This window comes from Brevibacillus porteri (assembly GCF_003013475.1).
GTDB classification, from domain to species: Bacteria; Bacillota; Bacilli; order Brevibacillales; family Brevibacillaceae; genus Brevibacillus; species Brevibacillus porteri.
In genome coordinates, this window is record NZ_PXZO01000002.1 from 35,801 (window position 1) to 53,983 (window position 18,183).

At 45.9% G+C, this 18,183-nt stretch carries 9 protein-coding genes; all 9 read left to right on the top strand.

Going from position 1 to position 18,183, the window contains the following annotated elements:
• The first annotated feature begins 142 nt into the window (after positions 1–142).
• On the top strand, positions 143–1,759 hold the full coding sequence (gene nikA, locus C7R92_RS02370; protein ID WP_106833107.1) for a nickel ABC transporter substrate-binding protein: 1,617 nt from the start codon (positions 143–145) through the stop codon (positions 1,757–1,759).
• A 14-nt stretch (positions 1,760–1,773) separates the two neighbouring features.
• Complete coding sequence (gene nikB / locus C7R92_RS02375; protein WP_106833108.1) at positions 1,774–2,712, top strand: nickel ABC transporter permease; 939 nt, start codon at positions 1,774–1,776, stop codon at positions 2,710–2,712.
• A gap of 2 nt (positions 2,713–2,714) precedes the next feature.
• The gene (gene nikC / locus C7R92_RS02380; protein WP_106833109.1) at positions 2,715–3,545 is read left to right on the top strand and encodes a nickel transporter permease; all 831 of its coding nucleotides are present in this window, start codon (positions 2,715–2,717) and stop codon (positions 3,543–3,545) included.
• 21 nt (positions 3,546–3,566) lie between these two features.
• Positions 3,567–4,385, top strand: a complete 819-nt coding sequence (locus C7R92_RS02385; RefSeq protein WP_106833110.1) for an ABC transporter ATP-binding protein — start codon at positions 3,567–3,569, stop codon at positions 4,383–4,385.
• Between the two features lie 20 nt (positions 4,386–4,405).
• Complete coding sequence (gene nikE / locus C7R92_RS02390; RefSeq protein WP_106833111.1) at positions 4,406–5,197, top strand: nickel import ATP-binding protein NikE; 792 nt, start codon at positions 4,406–4,408, stop codon at positions 5,195–5,197.
• A gap of 532 nt (positions 5,198–5,729) precedes the next feature.
• A complete protein-coding gene (locus tag C7R92_RS02395; protein WP_106833112.1) occupies positions 5,730–5,960 on the top strand; it encodes an HAD family hydrolase in 231 nt (76 codons plus the stop codon).
• Positions 5,961–6,190: 230 nt separating this feature from the next.
• Complete coding sequence (locus tag C7R92_RS02400) at positions 6,191–12,514, top strand: thioester reductase domain-containing protein (protein ID WP_106833113.1); 6,324 nt, start codon at positions 6,191–6,193, stop codon at positions 12,512–12,514.
• Positions 12,511–15,114, top strand: a complete 2,604-nt coding sequence (locus C7R92_RS02405; protein ID WP_106833114.1) for an AMP-binding protein — start codon at positions 12,511–12,513, stop codon at positions 15,112–15,114. The genes C7R92_RS02400 and C7R92_RS02405 overlap by 4 nt, the downstream gene beginning before the upstream one ends.
• Positions 15,111–18,173, top strand: coding sequence for a type I polyketide synthase (locus tag C7R92_RS02410; RefSeq protein WP_158265719.1), 3,063 nt, complete (start codon positions 15,111–15,113; stop codon positions 18,171–18,173). The genes C7R92_RS02405 and C7R92_RS02410 overlap by 4 nt, the downstream gene beginning before the upstream one ends.
• The last annotated feature ends 10 nt before the right edge of the window (positions 18,174–18,183 follow it).

The following is an 18,183-nucleotide window of genomic DNA, read 5'->3' on the forward strand; positions in this document are numbered from 1 at the left end:
ACGGGAGATAGGGAGGTGTACGTGGCTTGCTGGGTGATATTTGTTCAGTTATTCTTAATTGCGCGTAAAGCATCTTCTCTTTAATAGAGTAAGATGCTTTTTTTGTTGTCGATGAGAAAGTCTAAAAAATGAGGTATTTAACATGAATCTACAAAGGTTACATTCTTTCGCTCTCCGGCTGATACCACTGTTTCTTCTAGCCGCACTTTTCGCAGGTTGCAGCAGCAATGTATCCCAAAATAGTAACAGCCATTCAAAAACGCTAACTTTTTCCTGGTCTGAAGACATCGGGAACTTAAATCCCCATACATATCTTCCTAATCAGTTTTTCGCCCAAGCTATGGTGTATGAATCACTGGTAGCTTACGGTGAAGGTGGAAAAATAGAGCCGTGGTTAGCGGAAAAATGGGAGATCTCCCCAGACGGTAAGGAGTATTTGTTCCATCTAAGAAAAGATATCAAATTTTCAGACGGTTCAACTTTTAATGCTGCAGTAGTGAAAAAGAATTTTGATGCCGTGCTTGGGAATGCCAAAGAACATGAGTGGCTGGAACTAATAAATCAGATCAAAAGCACGGAAGTTGTTGATGAATTTCGCTTTAGAATGATCTTGAAAAATTCGTATTATCCTGCCCTTCAGGAACTAACTCTCATCAGACCATTGCGATTTTTAGGTGAAGCCGGATTCCCTGATAATGGGAAGACATTTGAAGGGATCAAACAGCCGATTGGTACAGGACCATGGGTATTAAGCGAGTACAAGAGAGGCGAATCCGCTACTTTTACAAGGAATGACCTTTACTGGGGAACCAAACCCAAACTAAATAAGGTCATTGTTAAAGTAATTCCTGATGGCGAGGCAAGAGTATTGGCTTTTGAGAACAAGGAAATTGATCTGATTTTCGGCAACGGATTAATCAGTCAGGATTCTTATAAATTCTTAAAGGATACTGGAAATTATGAAGCTCATCTGTCAGAGCCGACATCAACGAGAATCGTACAGCTTAATTCCAACCGGGGGGCCACTAAGGACTTGAAAGTACGAATGGCGATACAACATGCCTTTAACAAGCAAGCAGTGATCGATAGAGTGTTCTACGGCTTGGAGGAAAAATCTGATACCTTGTTTTCGACCAATTTTCCCTATTCTGATGTTCATGTAAAACCCTATGAATACAATGTTGAGAGGGCGAAGCAACTGTTAGCTGAAGCTGGATGGAAAGAAGTCCCCGGAAAAGAATTTAGAGAGAAAGACGGAAAGCCATTGGAATTACAGTTACTGTTTATCAGTACGAATAACATTCAAAAGGCGGTTGCAGAAGTGATCCAGGGAGATTTACGAAAAGTAGGTATCAATGTGAAATTGACTGGACAAGAGGAAGAGGCTCACTGGAAAACTGCGTTCCAAGGAGAGTTTGAACTGCTTTTTAACGAATCTTGGGGCGCGCCTTATGATCCGCACTCCTATGTGTCAGCTATGAGTAAAGCCGCAGAACAAGGAAATACGGATTACCTAATTCAGTTAGGCTTACCGATGAAGAAAGAAATGGACCAAAAAATAGGAAGAGTCTTATTAAGTACGGATGAAAACGTCAGAAGGGCACTGTATGCTGATATTTTAACTACCCTGCATGAACAGGCAGTGTACCTACCTATATCGTATCAGACTAATATGGCGGTATATCACAAAAATGTGAGCGGAGTTAACTTTATGCCGCAGCCGTACGAAGTTCCGTTTACAACAATTAACGTAAAGTAATTGAGGTACAAGATATGATCTGGTTTATTGTAAAACGTCTTTCGATGCTTATCCCCATACTATTTGGTATTTCCTTACTAACGTTTCTATTAATACGTCTAGCTCCTGGCGATCCAGCCGAAGCATACTTGAGACTTTCACATATTCCTCCTACCAATCAGGCGATTCAAGAGATGAATGTCAAATTGGGATTGGATAAACCCTTGATTGTTCAATATGTCGATTGGTTGGGAAAAGTGGTACGGTTGGACTTTGGAAATTCATATGTGTCGAAACAGCCTGTATGGGATGAGCTGATGTTATACTTTCCGGCAACGCTTCAGCTCACAATAACAGCAGTCATCTTGACAGTTTGCATAAGTGTTCCAATCGGGATTTTTTCTGCGCTCTACAAAGACAGTATGTTTGATCATCTTAGCAGGATTTTATCGTTTGTAGGCGCCTCTATGCCAACCTTCTGGCTAGGATTTCTCTTCATGTATTTCTTTTCTATTAAATTAGATTTATTGCCTGTAGTAGGGAGGGGATCACTTGCGCACTTGGTGCTCCCTTCCCTGACACTCGCTTTTGCGTACATCTCGACCTATACACGCTTGCTAAGAACAAGTATGCTGGAAAACTTACATCAACCATTTGTCTTCTACGCGAGAGTCAGAGGCTTGCAAGAACGGGTGATCATCGGTAGACATGTTTTGAAAATGGCTTTACTCCCGGTCGTCACTGCATTTGGCATGACCATTGGAAACATGCTAACTGGAGCGTTCATAGTCGAAAGTATCTTCGCTTGGCCAGGATTGGGAAGGTTTTTTGTTTCCGCGCTCTCTCACCGAGACTATCCTGTGGTTCAGTCTTGTATCTTGCTTATGGGGGGTATTTTTGTCGTCTGTAATCTGTTGGTAGACATTGGATACGGTTTACTGGACCCGCGGATTCGATGGAAAGGGGAGCGCTAAGGATGTTTCGAACGTTGATGGTAAGGTTGGTTCAAAAAAAGGCGCTACTATTCAGTGGTGCCATCATTCTCATCATGTCCATTCTTGTCCTTCTCGCACCTGTATTAGCCCCCCATGATCCCAACATAATTGATATTGAGCACAAACTGCAAGCACCTTCCTGGGATTTTCCTCTTGGCACTGATCACTTGGGCAGATGTATATTATCCAGATTGATCTTTGGAACAAGGGTATCATTGGGTACCGCTTTTCTCGTGATGGGAGTCACCATGATCATTAGTATTTTTATTGGAACTTATGCAGGCTATAGAGGTGGCAGGATCGATTACCTGTTCATGCGTATCTGTGACGTCTTGTTGGCATTTCCAAGCTTGTTTCTTGCACTAGCCTTGATTGGTATTTTGGGGCCAGGTCCGCTGAATCTTTTCCTTGCGATGGTACTTGTACAGTGGGTTTTTTATGCACGAATAATACGCGGCATGGTCCTTAGTGTAAAAGAGCAAAACTATATCTTGGCCGCAAAAGTATCAGGGACACCAGGACCAATGATAGTCATCAGGCATATTTTCCCTGTTATTCTATCCCAAGTAGCCGTATTGTTCTTTATGGACATCGGAGGGATTATTTTAACCATTTCCGGACTTTCTTTTCTAGGGCTTGGCATTCAGCCCCCAACCGCGGAGTGGGGTGCAATGATTAATGACAGCAAGCAGTTCTTTAGAAGCCATCCGTCATTAATGATGTATCCAGGCTTGATGATATTGACAATCGTCATGGCTTTTAATTTGTTTGGGGACACCTTGCGGGATGCTCTCGATGTAAGACAAGACTAGACTAGACTAGGAGAACCGGAATTGACAACACAATCGATCTTGACGGTAAACGATTTGCACGTTTATGTATCAACGGACCACTGTCAGGTGCCCATTTTGAATGGAGTGAGCTTTGATCTTCAGGCGGGAAAAGTGTTTGGTCTTGTTGGAGAGAGTGGATCAGGTAAAACTATGACGTGTTTGGCCTTGGTAAACCTTTTGCCGAATAAGAGCAAGGTTGTCCGAGGGAGCATCAAGTTGAAGAATAAAGACCTTCGAAACCTTTCAGCTAGTGAAATGAGGCAGATTCGAGGCAAAGAGATCGCCATGATTATGCAGAACCCCATGTCTGCTTTTAATCCTGTGGTTACAATCGGTCAACATTTTCGGGAGACACTTAGAACCCATCTTCAGGTAACTCAAAAGCAGGCAGAAGAGATGGCTATTACGTATCTAGAACTGATGCAGCTGCCCCGACCCGATCTATTGCTAAAGCAATACCCGTTTCAACTAAGCGGCGGAATGCTGCAACGTGTCATGATAGCCATTGCTGTTTCTCTACAGCCTTCCATCATCATTGCGGATGAGCCTACTACAGCACTAGATGCGACAAATCAACTGCAAATTTTAGACCAGCTCAATTGGCTGCGCAAAGCATACAACACCAGTATATTATTGGTTTCGCATGATCTTGGTGCAATTGCCTATCTTGCCGATGATGTCGCAGTGATGAATAGCGGTAATATCGTGGAGAGAGCATCAGTGTCTACGTTATTTAACAGACCCACACATCCATATACCAAGGCTCTGCTAGAGTCTCGACAATCGTTGTCCAGGAAAGCTTGCGAAATATTAGAATGAAGATAAAAGGTGAATGAAGAATGAGCTTGCTCGAGATTAAAGGTATCAGCAAGACTTACCCGATTAAAACCACATTATGGGGGAAGGGTAAACGTCTTGAAGCAGTGAAAAACGTCTCTCTGACTCTCCATGAGGGAGCCTGCTTAGGTCTGGTGGGGGAAAGTGGATCAGGGAAGAGCACACTTGGAAAGATGATTCTTGGGTTGGAAAGACCGGATCATGGAGAGATATTCTTTCAAGGTAAAAACCTTTTTCAACTAGCAGCCAAAGAACAAAAAGAACTTCGCCAAAATCTTCAAGTCGTTTTCCAAGATTGCTACAGCTCCGTCAATCCTAGACTATCTATTGGCAACATTATCGCAGAGCCCATCAAAAATTATGAGAAGCTCACGCCGGAAGAGGAGAAAAAAAGAGTTGGAGAGCTTCTGGAGAAAGTGGGGTTGTCGCCTGGAAACATGGATAAATATCCTCATCAATTAAGCGGCGGGCAGCTTCAGAGAGTAAACATCGCAAGAGCCATTGCTCTTCATCCGAAACTCATTGTGCTCGATGAAGCAGTGAGCAGTTTGGATGTCTTCGTACAGGCTCAAATATTAGATCTTTTAGCCGACCTAAAGAAAGAGTTTCAACTGGCCTACCTGTTCATTACACACGATTTACAGGCTGTACAATACATGGCGGACCGTCTTGCGGTGATGTATAAAGGGCAAATCATTGAGATGCTGGATAACACAAATCAACTTGAACAGTTAGAACACCCCATATCTAAAAATTTGTTGTCATCCATGTTGCGGTTACACCCGAAAGGTTAGGGTTCCTCGAAATAAACTAAGTTGAGACAATAACAGTCAAATTCCGAGTGTATTATGGCTGCATCGTTTGCTTACCTTTCACGTGGCAAAATTTCAAAAATTAAGATGGCGTAGACAGTCTACTTTACCGAATTTTGTTTATCGAGCAATTATTAGAAATGATGGTTAATGAATGGAGTTTGTCAAGATTTTTGTGTAATTTCGATCAACCGTTATTTTACAAAAGGTTTCATCCCCCTAATTTGGAAATCTTTTTCGGAGCCAACAGAGTCAAGGGAGTAAGACGAAGCGAATCCTTGACATGTTGGTGAATAGAAAGATAATTCTCTCGGGGATGAAACCTTTTATTTGTTAGCGAATGGGCACCGGTAAATTGCGAGTCCCAAAACGTAGGTATCTCGGACAAAACTGGACTATGTTAAAGGGAAAAATATCAATGTGCTTTCAACAGACGATATCGAGAAGAATATTGACAGGTAATTGAAGTTGTGAAAACAAAGGTGCATAGTCACTAACGTGCAGATAGAATTTATTGAAGGATTACGATGCTGTAGCACGCTTCAAAGATGCGGGTATCGAACGCACTGTAATAATGACGGGTGATAACCGAGCAACTCATCAAGCGATTGCCAAACAAATAGGCATTGATGATATCCATGCTAAAATACTGCCAACAGATAAAGTAAAAGCTGCGAACGAATTAAAGGAGAAATACGGAAAAAACGCTATGGTTAGAGATGGTATTGAGCCAAATCTTGTTTGATGACAAGATTTGGCTTTTGTTTTTATAGAATGTCTGAAAGATCGCTTCTCATAAAATTTTTTACTCAAGATAAAACATGGAATAATCCAGTGTTTGCAAGTTTTGCACCTGAGAAAAACTGTGGTTCCGAGGAATTATTTTTTCTCATAGTAAATAATGTTGGTTGAAGGCAAAAGTAATATGGTTTATATTTAGGTTAATTCTTCCAACCAACGAACGGAGGTATTTCCATGAGCGATACGTATGCACTAACGATTCAAACACGCTCGTATACCCATTCGAAACTGTATGAAGATATGGGGAGACTGGCAAAACAATGGGAGACTGCCCATGACCGACAAATGGCAGTGGGTGTGTGTACGAATGAGTTGTATGCATTTGTTATTTCAGTTCTTAGTGTCCTTCAGAATAAAGGGGTCGTTCTGCCCTTAGAGCCTGGAGATTCTCAGAGGCGAACAGAGCACTTGCTGATCAAAAATCAAGCAGAGCTGTTATTGACGGATCATTATGAGAGCGCATTTGTCCGTACAGTAAATATTGCTGATCGTATCCAAATGACAACGAAGACAGTGCCAATTGCCATAAATACGGCTGATTTACATATGCTTGCGAATGAATCGTTATTTGATGAACAAAAGATATCTCTTCCAGGAATATTTGCAAAATGGTTCTCCTTTTGCACAGAAATTCTGGGAGTGAACTTTCAAGAAAGTTTTTATATTTATGAAGAAATGAGGGACGTGTTTCATCTATCCTGGCTCCCGATTCTATTATCAGGCAACACCATTCATTTTCAGACGCTTGACTCAGAGCTCTTTACATCTGACAGCTTTACCAATTCTGGTTGTGCTCTGATACCGCTTCATCTTTTACCTCGTTTTGCCGAAGGGCTGAGAGCATCTGGCACGCGTCCCCCGTCCGTTATCCTCTCGTTCGGCAGAGAATTGATCTCTAGTAAGCAGGAGAAAGAATATTTCACAGCGATGGGAACCAAGTGGTACAACTTTTACGGTTTTCCCCATCTACCGTTTGTTACTAGCATTACTGGTGAAGGTACATATGAAATGCCGTATGCCCATCAAGGGAAGCCGATGACAGAATGGCCTGCTTATGTGCTGAACGAGCATCTGCTTTTACAGCCATACCGGATTCCTGGGGAGATCTTCCTTTCTATTGAGGCAAACGATGTGGTCGATGTTAGTTCGGAAAAGAATCCTGATCCGTATCGACCGGATGCATTTCTGTATCAGACCGGATTGCAAGGAGTACGTCATCAGGATGGCATTATCCGTATGTCGCCAACGAATGAACAGCTTAATCAGTCAGGAGTATGTATTCACTGCAGGGACGTGGAAATTGTCCTGCAAAGTGTCTCTTCGATTACTGATTGTGGAGTACATATTGCAAATGATTGTCTGCAAATCTATTACCAAAGTAACCAACCGCTTGCTGTAGAGGACTTGGATACGTTATTGCAGCGATGGTTTCCAATAGAAAAATTCACGATCAAATGGTTTCCAGTTGCACGGATACCCCGTGGTGGCGACAATCAGCTCGACCTTGCTCTCCTAGCAAGAATGAAGCCTATAAATTCGGCGGAAGCTGCATCCATCCAACAGAATTTGGCCGCTGAACAAATAGATACCGCCGTATTATTTTCGTACAGTCCTGTCCAAAAAGAGATAGCGGTGCAACCTTTACCAATAAAACAACCAGTTCGATCGAGGGAGCACGCGGAGGTTTTGACTTCAGCGAAGGCGATCATTCAACAGGAAGAAATTCTGCCTGAACGAGAAGCTAGCCTGACACTGCCAGATTTGTTGAATCGTGCTGCCAAGAGCAATAAGCAGCTGTTGTTTCTAGCCGAAGACGGGAGAGAAACCAGTCTGACTTATACAGAGTTGTGGAAAAAGGCACAACGGATTGCCTGCTCCCTCATCGACAAGGGGTTGCCGGAACGTTCCAAAGTGCTGTTCCAAGTGGAAGAACCCATGGACTTTATCTTGATGTTCTGGGGAACGATTCTGGCTGGCATGGTTCCGGTAGCTATGCCTGCTGCATCGGGACAAGGAGAGAAGAACTCCGCGTCGGACCGGATGTATGAATCGTGGAGATTGCTTGACAAGCCGATTATTGCCACCTGCTGCAAAGTTCTACCGATCTTAGAAGCCGTACGGCATCAGTACGATGACTTGAGCAGTGCTCAGTTGATTACAGTGCAAGAGTTGATACAAAGAGATCCAGAGGAACGGATCTTGATGAGGAGAGAAGAATGGCGACCGGAAGAAACAGTTTTACTGATGTTCACTTCTGGAAGCAGTGGCAAACCAAAAGGGGTCATGCTGACGCATCGGAATCTTGTCGCTAGATCGTATGGCTCCATGGTGTTTAATGGCTTTGGCTCCGAAGAAATGACTTTGAACTGGATGCCCTTCAGTCACGTTGGGGGATTGATTTACTTTCATGTGCGAGATGTCTATCTGACTTGCAATCAACTTCAGGTAGCTGCACCTTATGTGCTTGGTGATCCGACACGTTGGCTGAATCTTATTGACCGTCATCGGGTGACGTTGACTTGGGCCCCACACTTTGCATTCTCTCTGATCAATGAGCAAGCAAATGAATTGTCAGGTAGAGACTGGGACTTGACCTGCCTGCATTCCCTATTAAATGGAGCGGAGCATATATCGTGGAAAGATTTGCAAACATTCGCTCGATTGCTGGAGCCGTACGGATTGACGAGCGACAGTCTGAAGCCGGTGTTTGGTATGTCCGAAACCTCTTCTGGAATTACGTATTCACGTGGCTTTGACACAAAAAGATGCCCTGATGTATCAGGGATTGTACCAGTCGGTCACCCGATTCCAGGTGTATCCATCAGGATTGTAAATGAAGAAGGAAATATTGCGGAGGAAGGAGCTGTTGGCGGACTCCAAATCCGTGGGGTTACCTTGATGGCTGGCTATTACAAAAATGAGCAGGCTACACTTGACTCCTTTACGGCTGATGGTTGGTTTATTACGGGTGATTTAGCTTGGATACGAGAAAGGGAGCTCTATATTGCTGGCCGTGAAAAAGAAATGGTTTCGGTTCAGGGAGTCAACTACTACTGTCAGGAAGTAGAAGAATCGGTCATGGATTCCGAAGTGGTTAAAGCTACCTGCTGCGCGGTATGTGCTGTGCGTACGAACGAAGCAGAAGGCGAAAAGCTCGCGGTATTTTATACGCCGAGAAAGACCGAAACGCTAGATTTGCAAGAGGAGAAACAGTTCGCGGATTTTGCTTCTCAGATAAGAAGAAAGCTAATCGAACGTTTTGGAATACGACCAGACTTTGTTATTCCGTTAAAGGAAAAGGAATTCCCCCGATCAGATATCGGCAAGATCCAACGCTCCAAGCTGAAAACAGCTTTTGAATCTGGCCAATTTGCAGCTCGTCTGCAATCTCGTGGATTCGATGATCGCTATTTCATACCCGATTGGTTTTATCAGAAGGAATGGCGCTTGTCCTTACGCCAACAGAGCCTTCTTGTCGCGCCGAAAAAAACTGTTCTTGTAATCGGTGAGCAAAATCAATTGCAGTCACTCTTTGCGGTCTTGCCCCATGGATCCATCAGGTATATTCCCGTTTCCTTGCCGGATGCCGCAGCTTGGCTGGACAGTCCGGTCGAAGAGATTGATGAAATTCTCGACTTGACCCATCTGTATCAGGAGAAAGTAGGCAAACTTCCAAGCTATGAATCTATCACTTCGACGTTAGAGAGATTTCAAGTGTTATCTCGCTCTATTATTCGTGCTTCAAAGCAACGTTCGATTGGATACACAGTGGTAACGAGAAATGCTTTTTCGGTCAAGGAAAACGATTGGCTCAGTAGTTCGGCTATCTTGCCAGGATTAGCGAAGTGCTTGTCATTGGAAGCGACTGGTCTTCAGGTGCGGATGATCGATTTGGATACAGCTCAACCGGAAAAATATAGGGAGGAATTGGCTCGGGAACTTCTTTCTTCAACTTCGTCTTTTTCAATCGCCTATCGAAATGGTGTCCGGTATGACCAGTGCCTCGTCTCATGCGAGCCTATGAAAGACAGCCAGATGCCACGCTTTTTACAGAATGACGGTTGGGTGTTGGTTACAGGAGGGCTTGGTGATGTAGGTCTACATGTGTGCCGCTGGTTACTCAACCATTTTAATGTCAAATTAGCCGTGATCGGAACGACTGAACGAAAGGAGTCATTGGAGCAGCTGCGATCACTGGATCCTGAGGTGTTATTTTTTCAGGGAAGCGTGTGCGATTCCGGTTTCCTTCATGAAGCGATCAAAAAGGCTGAATCGACATTCAGTCGGCCTTTACGTGCTATTTTTCATCTCGCAGGCCAATTATCGCAACCTACTGCGGAGGGAAAAACACATTGGCAGGAGATGGAGAAGCATTTGTTGGAACAGGAGACGAAGCAAAGCTATGATGCCGTCCTTCAATCGAAGGTGCAAGGCCTACTGAAGCTGCACGAAATACGCAAGGATAATCCGGAAATAGCCTTAATCGTATTTTCATCGGTCATCGGTCATTTCGGTGGGGTTTCGTTAAGTGCGTATGCCGCGGCAAATCATTTTGTGGATTCCTATTGTGAGGCCATTTCCAGTGAGTTTCCGAATACATATTGTTTTTCCTGGAGCATGTGGGAGCAAACAGGGATGAGTGCCTTAGTCCCGGAACAGGTGAATCAATTATCGAAACGGAACGGTTTTGTCCCTCTAACAACGGAAAAGGCACTTCTGTCGATGCAGTCTGCTCTGCAACAACGACTCCACTCCTGCTATATCGGGCTGGACCCTGAAGGTGAATCGATGCGAGGAGAATTATGGACAGAATGGCAGCCGCGTGCGGATATTTATGCAGCCTGCCCAGAGCTTGATAGGACTTCTCTGATAGAAGAAAAAGTAGAGCAGATGGTACAGCAGGTGGGCTGGAATCCTGAAATGGTGCGGCTGCATCTCGTAGAGAGCATTCCCAGACGCTCTAATCATGCGGAACAAATCGATGTACAAAGGCTGCTCCGTATGGATCGCCTTCAATCAAAAGAGTCCCTTGAACGCAATCTGTCTCCGCGTGAACGAATGCTGCTGGATGTATGGAAGCGGGTGTTGGAGCTTGATGAACTTCAGATCAATGAAAACTTTTTTGACGCAGGCGGTAGCTCCGTAGTCATGACCAAATTGCTGTATGAGATTCGACAGCAGTGTGGTGTCCAGCTTTCATTCCGTGATTTGCTGGAAGCGCCGACGATCTCCTTGTTGGCTGCTCGCATGGAAGGAGGCAGTGAGGAGCGTAAAGAGGAAGCATCTGATATACAACGACTGTACAGCGAAGTGGAACAGGTAGCTTCCTGCTTGCCAAAACAGTTACCACCTGATACGTCCAGTCCGATTCCCTCTCGTATTTTGTTGACGGGTGCGACAGGATTTATCGGAGAGTATTTGTTGAACGCATTAGTAAAACACAGTGAAACGACCGTGTATTGTCTGGTAAGGGCGGATTCCGAGGAGCAGGCAACGGAGCGAATTCGAAAGCTGTTGGAGCCGTATTCTCTAAGCCAATGGCTTGGCTCGCGGGTTATTCCTCTAGTGGGGGACTTGGAGCGAGAGCGTTTTGGCTGGAGAGAGGAGGATTACCACAAATGGTCCGAAGAGATCGATACAATTTTGCATAACGGGGCATTTGTCAATTTTGCCTTGCCGTACAGTCGCCTGAAGGCATGTAATGTCAACGGAACGGCTGAACTGATTGCATTTGCTCTGTGTGGCAAGAAAAAGACATTTCATCATATTTCCACCTTATCGATTTTTGATTCATTACCAGATGGTACGACGGTAGATGAAGGGCATACCGCCGATCTGATGAAGCTGCTACAAAATGGGTACAACCAGAGCAAATGGGTAGCAGATCGCCTCGTGCAACAAGCATTTTTAGCTGGTTTGTCAGGTTCCCTGTTCCGTATTGGAACGACACTAGGTGATACATTAACGGGAAAATGCCATACGCAGGAGTTCGTTAGTCTCGCGCTCAAGGGGTGCATCGAGATGGGGGTGTACCCGGATATCGCCTATCCGTTGAACATACTTCCTGTCGATCAATTGGCATTTGCTGTTGTGCAGCTTGTTCTCCATTACGATGGAACGAATGGTGAAGTGTATCATCTTCATCCGGAGAAGCCTCTCATGGTTAATCAATTGATGGAGTGGGCCACTCATGCTGGTTATCCGCTGAAACCACTGCCCTACAAAGAGTGGCTACACGCTCTGGCTGAACAAATACGACAATCGCCTGATCCGTTTTGGTCTGGGCTGTATGGATTGTTCCCGCAGGGAGAAGGGGTATTCTCTCAGATCCCACATGTTGATTTTACTGCCGAGAAGACCAATAGGATCTTGTCTGCTCATGGGGCACAAATCGAGAAGTTTTCCCATCATAATTTGATACGTATGCTCGAATATTTTGGGCAAATTGGATTTATGTCTACGAAAGGAAAAACTTTTCAGGAAGCAGGAGAGGTATGACAAGGGAGATCCAATGGTTTGATAGAGAGACATATGAAGCGAAACGGTATTGGGAAGAGAAGCTACCTGCGATATTGGAGCGGGCAACTTCTCTTCCAACGGGTGCCAATCAATCGGTAGGGACGGAATCACTCATTAGAAAATCGGTTGAGATCAGGAAAGAGACGGCCCAGGTCATTCAGAACTTGACAGGTGGCTCTCAATTGCTGGAGTATGCTTTCTTTCTGACTGCCTATTATACTGCGCTACGAGGTGTCACCAGCGACGGCATAGCATACGGCATCGCTGGTGATGTAGGGACCACACCCGGAAGCAATCATCAAATACTGCCAATCGTAATGGAAATCAATCCGAATGAGACAGTAGCAGCGTTTCTGCAACGGAACTTAGAACAAATCAAGGAGGCTTACCAGTATCAGCAGATCGACCTATCCAATCTGTGGAAGGGGAATGGACGATTAGCGGAAATCGTCTTTGTCCATACAGGTCTACACCTTGTCAAAGAATCGGGGAAAGAGCTGCCTTTCATCACGATTGAACGAGGTGAGGGTGAATATTGTGTCCACCTTGATTGTAATTCAGCTCACCCAGAGAGATATCGCATGCAGGCATCTCTGGAGCTGCTTCCGGAGTTATCCAGTCAGATCGCCGAAAAGCCTCACAGTCTGATCCGTGAGTTGCGGATTGCTACTGAGAAGGAAAAACATGACTTGCTCCGTATGGCTGACGGGAGAAAAACTGCTCCATCCCATTGCGGCAGCCTGATTGCCCAGTTCGAGGAGCAGGTGCAAAAAACTCCCGATCTTCCTGCCGTTCTATCTGACAAAAGGACTTGGACCTATCGTGAATTTGCCGAGCTTGTGCGTCATATTGCGCAGGATTTGAGCAGACAAGGGATTGGTGAAGGGGACAGCGTGGGAATCTGGGCTGAACGCACAGTCGAAACACTGGCAGCTATATGGGCAATCGGGATGCTCGGGGCAACCTATGTGCCGATCGAAGCTGATTATCCCGTAGAAAGACAGAAATATATACTGAACAGCTCCGGTGCCAAGCTAGTTCTTGCAAAAGATAGCGTATTGCCTGATCTCGATATTCAGGTATCGTCTTTGCGGTATGAGCTGGTTGGGTTAGATAGTCAACCTGCTTGCAGTCCGCAGCGATTAGATAGTAAATGCTATAGCATCTTCACATCTGGAACGACGGGCCTACCCAAGCAGGTTAATGGCCGAGTAGGGGATGTGATGAATTTATGCCGCTGGTACATTGACACATGCGGACTGTGTGAAGGATCTCGTGTCATGCTTGCTACTCCGATGGGATTTGACGCGTCTGTAAAAAACTTGTTTGCACCACTATTATGCGGCGCAGCTATTGTGCTCCCAGAAGGTTCGCTAGCTGACTCACAGCGCATGCTGGAGCATATTTTCCGTTATCGTGTCACCCATGTCAATTGTGTACCTGCCCTTTTTTATGCCTGGGTGGGTGTGGAGGAGCAGCATGGATACTCTCACTTCGCTAGCTTGTCCGCTGTGATCCTGGGTGGGGAAAAGATGCGACCAGAACCATTGGCGGAATGGGCAAATTGGGCAAATGGTCGATGCCGGTTGTTCAATGTGTACGGCCCTACGGAATGCACCAGCGTCTCTGTAGCAGGGGAAATATCACTAGAAGAGATTGCTAGCTTGCAAGAAATTCCAATCGGTCGACCGATTGACCATAAACGCATCTATGTTCTAGACGAGCACAGGCAGTTATGTCGGTTTGGTTTTCCGGGAGAGATCTATATCGGGGGAATGGGAATTGCCGAGTTTGATTCTTCCTACGCCAGCCTCACGGTATTTCCTGATCCATACGTAAGAGAGGGGTGGATGTACAAGACAGGTGACCAAGGGGTGTGGCGAAAAGATGTCGATGGAGAGCGACTCTACTATTTGGGAAGAGGGGACCGTCAGCGGAAACAAAACGGACATCGGGTAGATCCTGAGGAAATCGAAGCGTGCATTCGCAAGCATCCTGCCATTCGTTTGTGCGTTGCTGTGCAAATCGAAACAGAAGGACAGGCGAAATGGGTCGTTTATGTTCAGGTGAAACCAGGTTCTCAACTAAATCGGTCAGAGTTGCGTGAATTCGCATCTGGCTGGCTACCAGCTTCCATGCTTCCTGCCTATGCCGTTTTGTGTGACGAGCTTCCTTTAACTGTAAATGGAAAAATCGATGTTCGTGCTCTGCCATTTCCAAATGAAAATGATCGTATTTCTGCGCATGCTTTTCAGTTGCCCGAATCAGAAATGCACCAGACTTTAGCGGGTATTTGGGGGCGTTTGCTCGGCATGGAAAGGGTAAGTATCGATGATAGCTTTTTTGAAATGGGTGGTAATTCGCTGCATTTGTTTCAAGCTGCTCTCGCTATTAGTCAGGAGTTGAATGTCTCCATCGAGGCGGCTGATCTTTTGGTATATCCAACAATCCGAAAGTTATCTGATTATTTGAGTGCGGAAGATCAGCAAGAACAGCAGGGAGCAGGGCTTTCGGCGCAGGCGCGCGTTTCAAAGCGCAAACAATTATGGGAGACGAGGAGGCGAAACGAGAAGAAATGAGTATAGAGACCAAATGGGAGTCGGAAAATAATAAGTCGCAAGAATATGTGCGTGATTGGGATATTGCTGTCGTGGGAATGGCCGGGAGGTTTCCAGGAAGCAACTCCGTAAGTGCCTTCTGGGATTCGCTTATCAAAGGAACGGATAGTGTCTCTCGTTGGCAGACAGCAGATGAGGATGCTGACGACAACAAATCTATTGGTGCTTTTGGCAAGCTTCAAGACATGGAATGGTTTGCCGGAGAATTCTTCAACATTCCGGACCGCGAAGCATTATGGATGGACCCACAGCAGCGTTTCTTGCTGGAATGTGTATACGAAGCACTAGAAGATGCGGGTTATATGGGTGACAGACGCAAGGAGACTGTCGGACTGTTTTGTGGATCAGATGACTTCACCTACGTTTGGGAAAACATGTACGCCACTACTATGCATCCACTTGAAAGAGCGAGAATGAGGCTGTTCGGGGAAAGTTCATTGACAGCCAGAATCTCATACAAATTGAACTTGCAAGGCCCGAGTGTGGTAGTAAGAGCAGCTTGCTCGACTTCGCTGGCAACCGTGCATCTGGCCTGCCAAAGCTTGTTGAACTACGAATGTGATGTAGCAGTTGCGGGTGGCGTATCCATTACTCCTTTTCAAGATGACGGCTATCTTCCCGTAGAAGGAACCTTATCACCAGATGGATACACCCGACCGTTTGATCAAAATGGTCAGGGATGCGTTCCTGGGAACGGGATTGCCCTCGTTGTGCTGAAGAGATTGAAGGATGCCATGCTTGATGGAGACCAAATCTATGCGGTTATAAAAGGATCGGCGATCAATCATGACGGCAATGAAAAGGCAGGCTATGCCGCGCCTAGCGTTCAAGGACAGATGTCGGTGATTCGCAATGCCTTGGAAATGAGCGATGTGAAGCCGGGAGAGATTGGGTATCTGGAGTGTCATGGGACAGCAACTCCGTTAGGCGATGCCGTGGAAACGAAGGCATTGAAAGAGCTATATGGGAAATCAAGAGAGAACGGCTCGAAATGTTACATCGGTTCTGTGAAAGGGAATGTCGGACATTTGAATACAGCAGCAGGTGCGGCTGGATTGATTAAAGCGATTCTGGCATTGAAGGAAGGAAGCATTCCTCCTTCGCTCTATTGTGACCAGCCGCATCCTGAATTGTCGGACTCTCCTTTTATCGTGAATCGTCATTTGGAGAAATGGCCGGATTGCGGTCCCATCAGGCGAGCAGCCGTTAGCTCATTCGGGTTGGGCGGAATGAATGCCCATGTTGTGCTGGAGCAAGCTCCAAGTATACCGCGAAAAGCTATGGAAGACACTGCGCATTTGTATGTCATTAGTGCGGATAGCCCAGAGGAGTTAGAAAAGGTAGAGCGTGAACTGAAGCAATTTGCCGAACGTCACGAGAATCTACGCCCTGATGATGTCGCTTATACCCTTCAAATCGGTAGGCAGCATCACCGTTATCGGCGCTTTTCCGCGCATCAGGATGTCGAGGAGGGACTCAAGCATTTGAGTACGCAGGGCAGTCCAGCCGAGGCTGACATCGTGTTTCTGTTCCCAGGAGCAGGAGCAAATGCCATTGGGTTAGGGGCCGGACTGTACGAGAGACATGCGGTATTCCGAGATGAAATGAACTGTTGCTTCCAAGTAGCTCGGCGTTTCCACTATGCGGATTATGATGCCATGTTGTTTTGCAAGGAACAAAGGACGATAGTCGAACCGCAACTGACCGAACATTTCGTCTATCACTTCAGCTTGAGCTATTCCCTCGCCAAAATGTGGATGGCATCTGGTATACGCCCCTATGCACTAATCGGGCACAGTTTTGGCGAGTACGTGGCAGCATGCATATCTGGACTTCTCCCGCTTGAAGAGGCCATTCGTCTCACCGTTGCGAGGGGAAAGCAGTTCCAATTACTGGAAAAAGGGGCCATGCTGAGTGTTGCCTTGAAAGAAGAAGTGGTTCAGCCGTTTCTGCACGATGGAATCTCCATCGCAGCAGTCAATGCAGTTGATCGACTCCTGTTGTCTGGAGAAGAACAGGCCATTCTACAATTGAAGCAGGAGCTAAGTGAGCGGAATGTACCTAGCGTGTTACTTCCTTCGGATCGAGCAGGGCATTCACCGCTCGTGGATCCGATTTTGCCAGCTTTGGAAAAACAGCTTTCAAGCGTTGCGTTTGGGTCGATGGCTATCCCGATCGTATCTACATTGACTGGCAACTGGATTGACCAGGATGAGATGGCGACAGTCGCCTACTGGTCAAAGCAAACCCGACAAACCGTACACTTCGCTCAGGCGTTGCAAAATTTGAAAAAGCGGTCTTCACGCCCAGTAATATTACTGGAAGTTGGACCGGGAGAACAACTCGGTATGCTGTCCAGAAAACAATTGGACCGAAAAACAACCCAGATCGCCGCTACGATTCCCGATAAGGTGGAACCAACGGGAGAATGGAATCACTTCTTGCATACTGTCGGTCGCATGTGGCAAAGCGGTTCTGATATTGCTTGGGAGACGTTGTACGGGCAGGGCCAACCACGAAGAGTCTCGTTGCCAACCTATCCTTTTACGCGCAAAAAGTACTGGATGATGCCGACTATTCAAACGGATAGTGCAACCCCGCGCTTGTTAAAGAAGGAAATAGCGTTGATAAATTTAGATGAACAGCAGGGAGAAAGCGACACAGGTATTACGGCAACAGTTGGACTGGAAGAAGAACTGACCTATCGCAATGATATGGATCGTGTATTGGCCAGCCTATTTTATGATGTGACGGGTCGGATTCCATCCAGTTTGCATGAGCCACTCTTGTCAGAAGGTCTGGATTCCTTGGCGTATCTCGAATTGGGCGGAGCCATCCGCAAGCAATACGCTGTGTCTATCAGTTTGAGAGAATTGTTCGAGTTGGAGACGATCGCTGCGATTTCTGATTTTGTTAGTCAGCGCGTGGAGAGCGATAAGGATGAGCAAAAAAACACGGTATCTGCTGCCGCACGAGGTAACAAAACATGGGATGATCTGATCGCTGACCTAGACAAATAAGTAGGAGGAT

What these genes read in the sequence shown, in the direction of transcription:
- nikA (WP_106833107.1), top strand. Translation starts at nt 143, where the DNA reads ATGAATCTACAAAGGTTACATTCTTTCGCTCTCCGGCTGATACCACTG.
- C7R92_RS02405 (WP_106833114.1), top strand. Translation starts at nt 12,511, where the DNA reads ATGACAAGGGAGATCCAATGGTTTGATAGAGAGACATATGAAGCGAAA.
- nikB (WP_106833108.1), top strand. Translation starts at nt 1,774, where the DNA reads ATGATCTGGTTTATTGTAAAACGTCTTTCGATGCTTATCCCCATACTA.
- C7R92_RS02400 (WP_106833113.1), top strand. Translation starts at nt 6,191, where the DNA reads ATGAGCGATACGTATGCACTAACGATTCAAACACGCTCGTATACCCAT.
- nikC (WP_106833109.1), top strand. Translation starts at nt 2,715, where the DNA reads ATGTTTCGAACGTTGATGGTAAGGTTGGTTCAAAAAAAGGCGCTACTA.
- nikE (WP_106833111.1), top strand. Translation starts at nt 4,406, where the DNA reads ATGAGCTTGCTCGAGATTAAAGGTATCAGCAAGACTTACCCGATTAAA.
- C7R92_RS02410 (WP_158265719.1), top strand. Translation starts at nt 15,111, where the DNA reads ATGAGTATAGAGACCAAATGGGAGTCGGAAAATAATAAGTCGCAAGAA.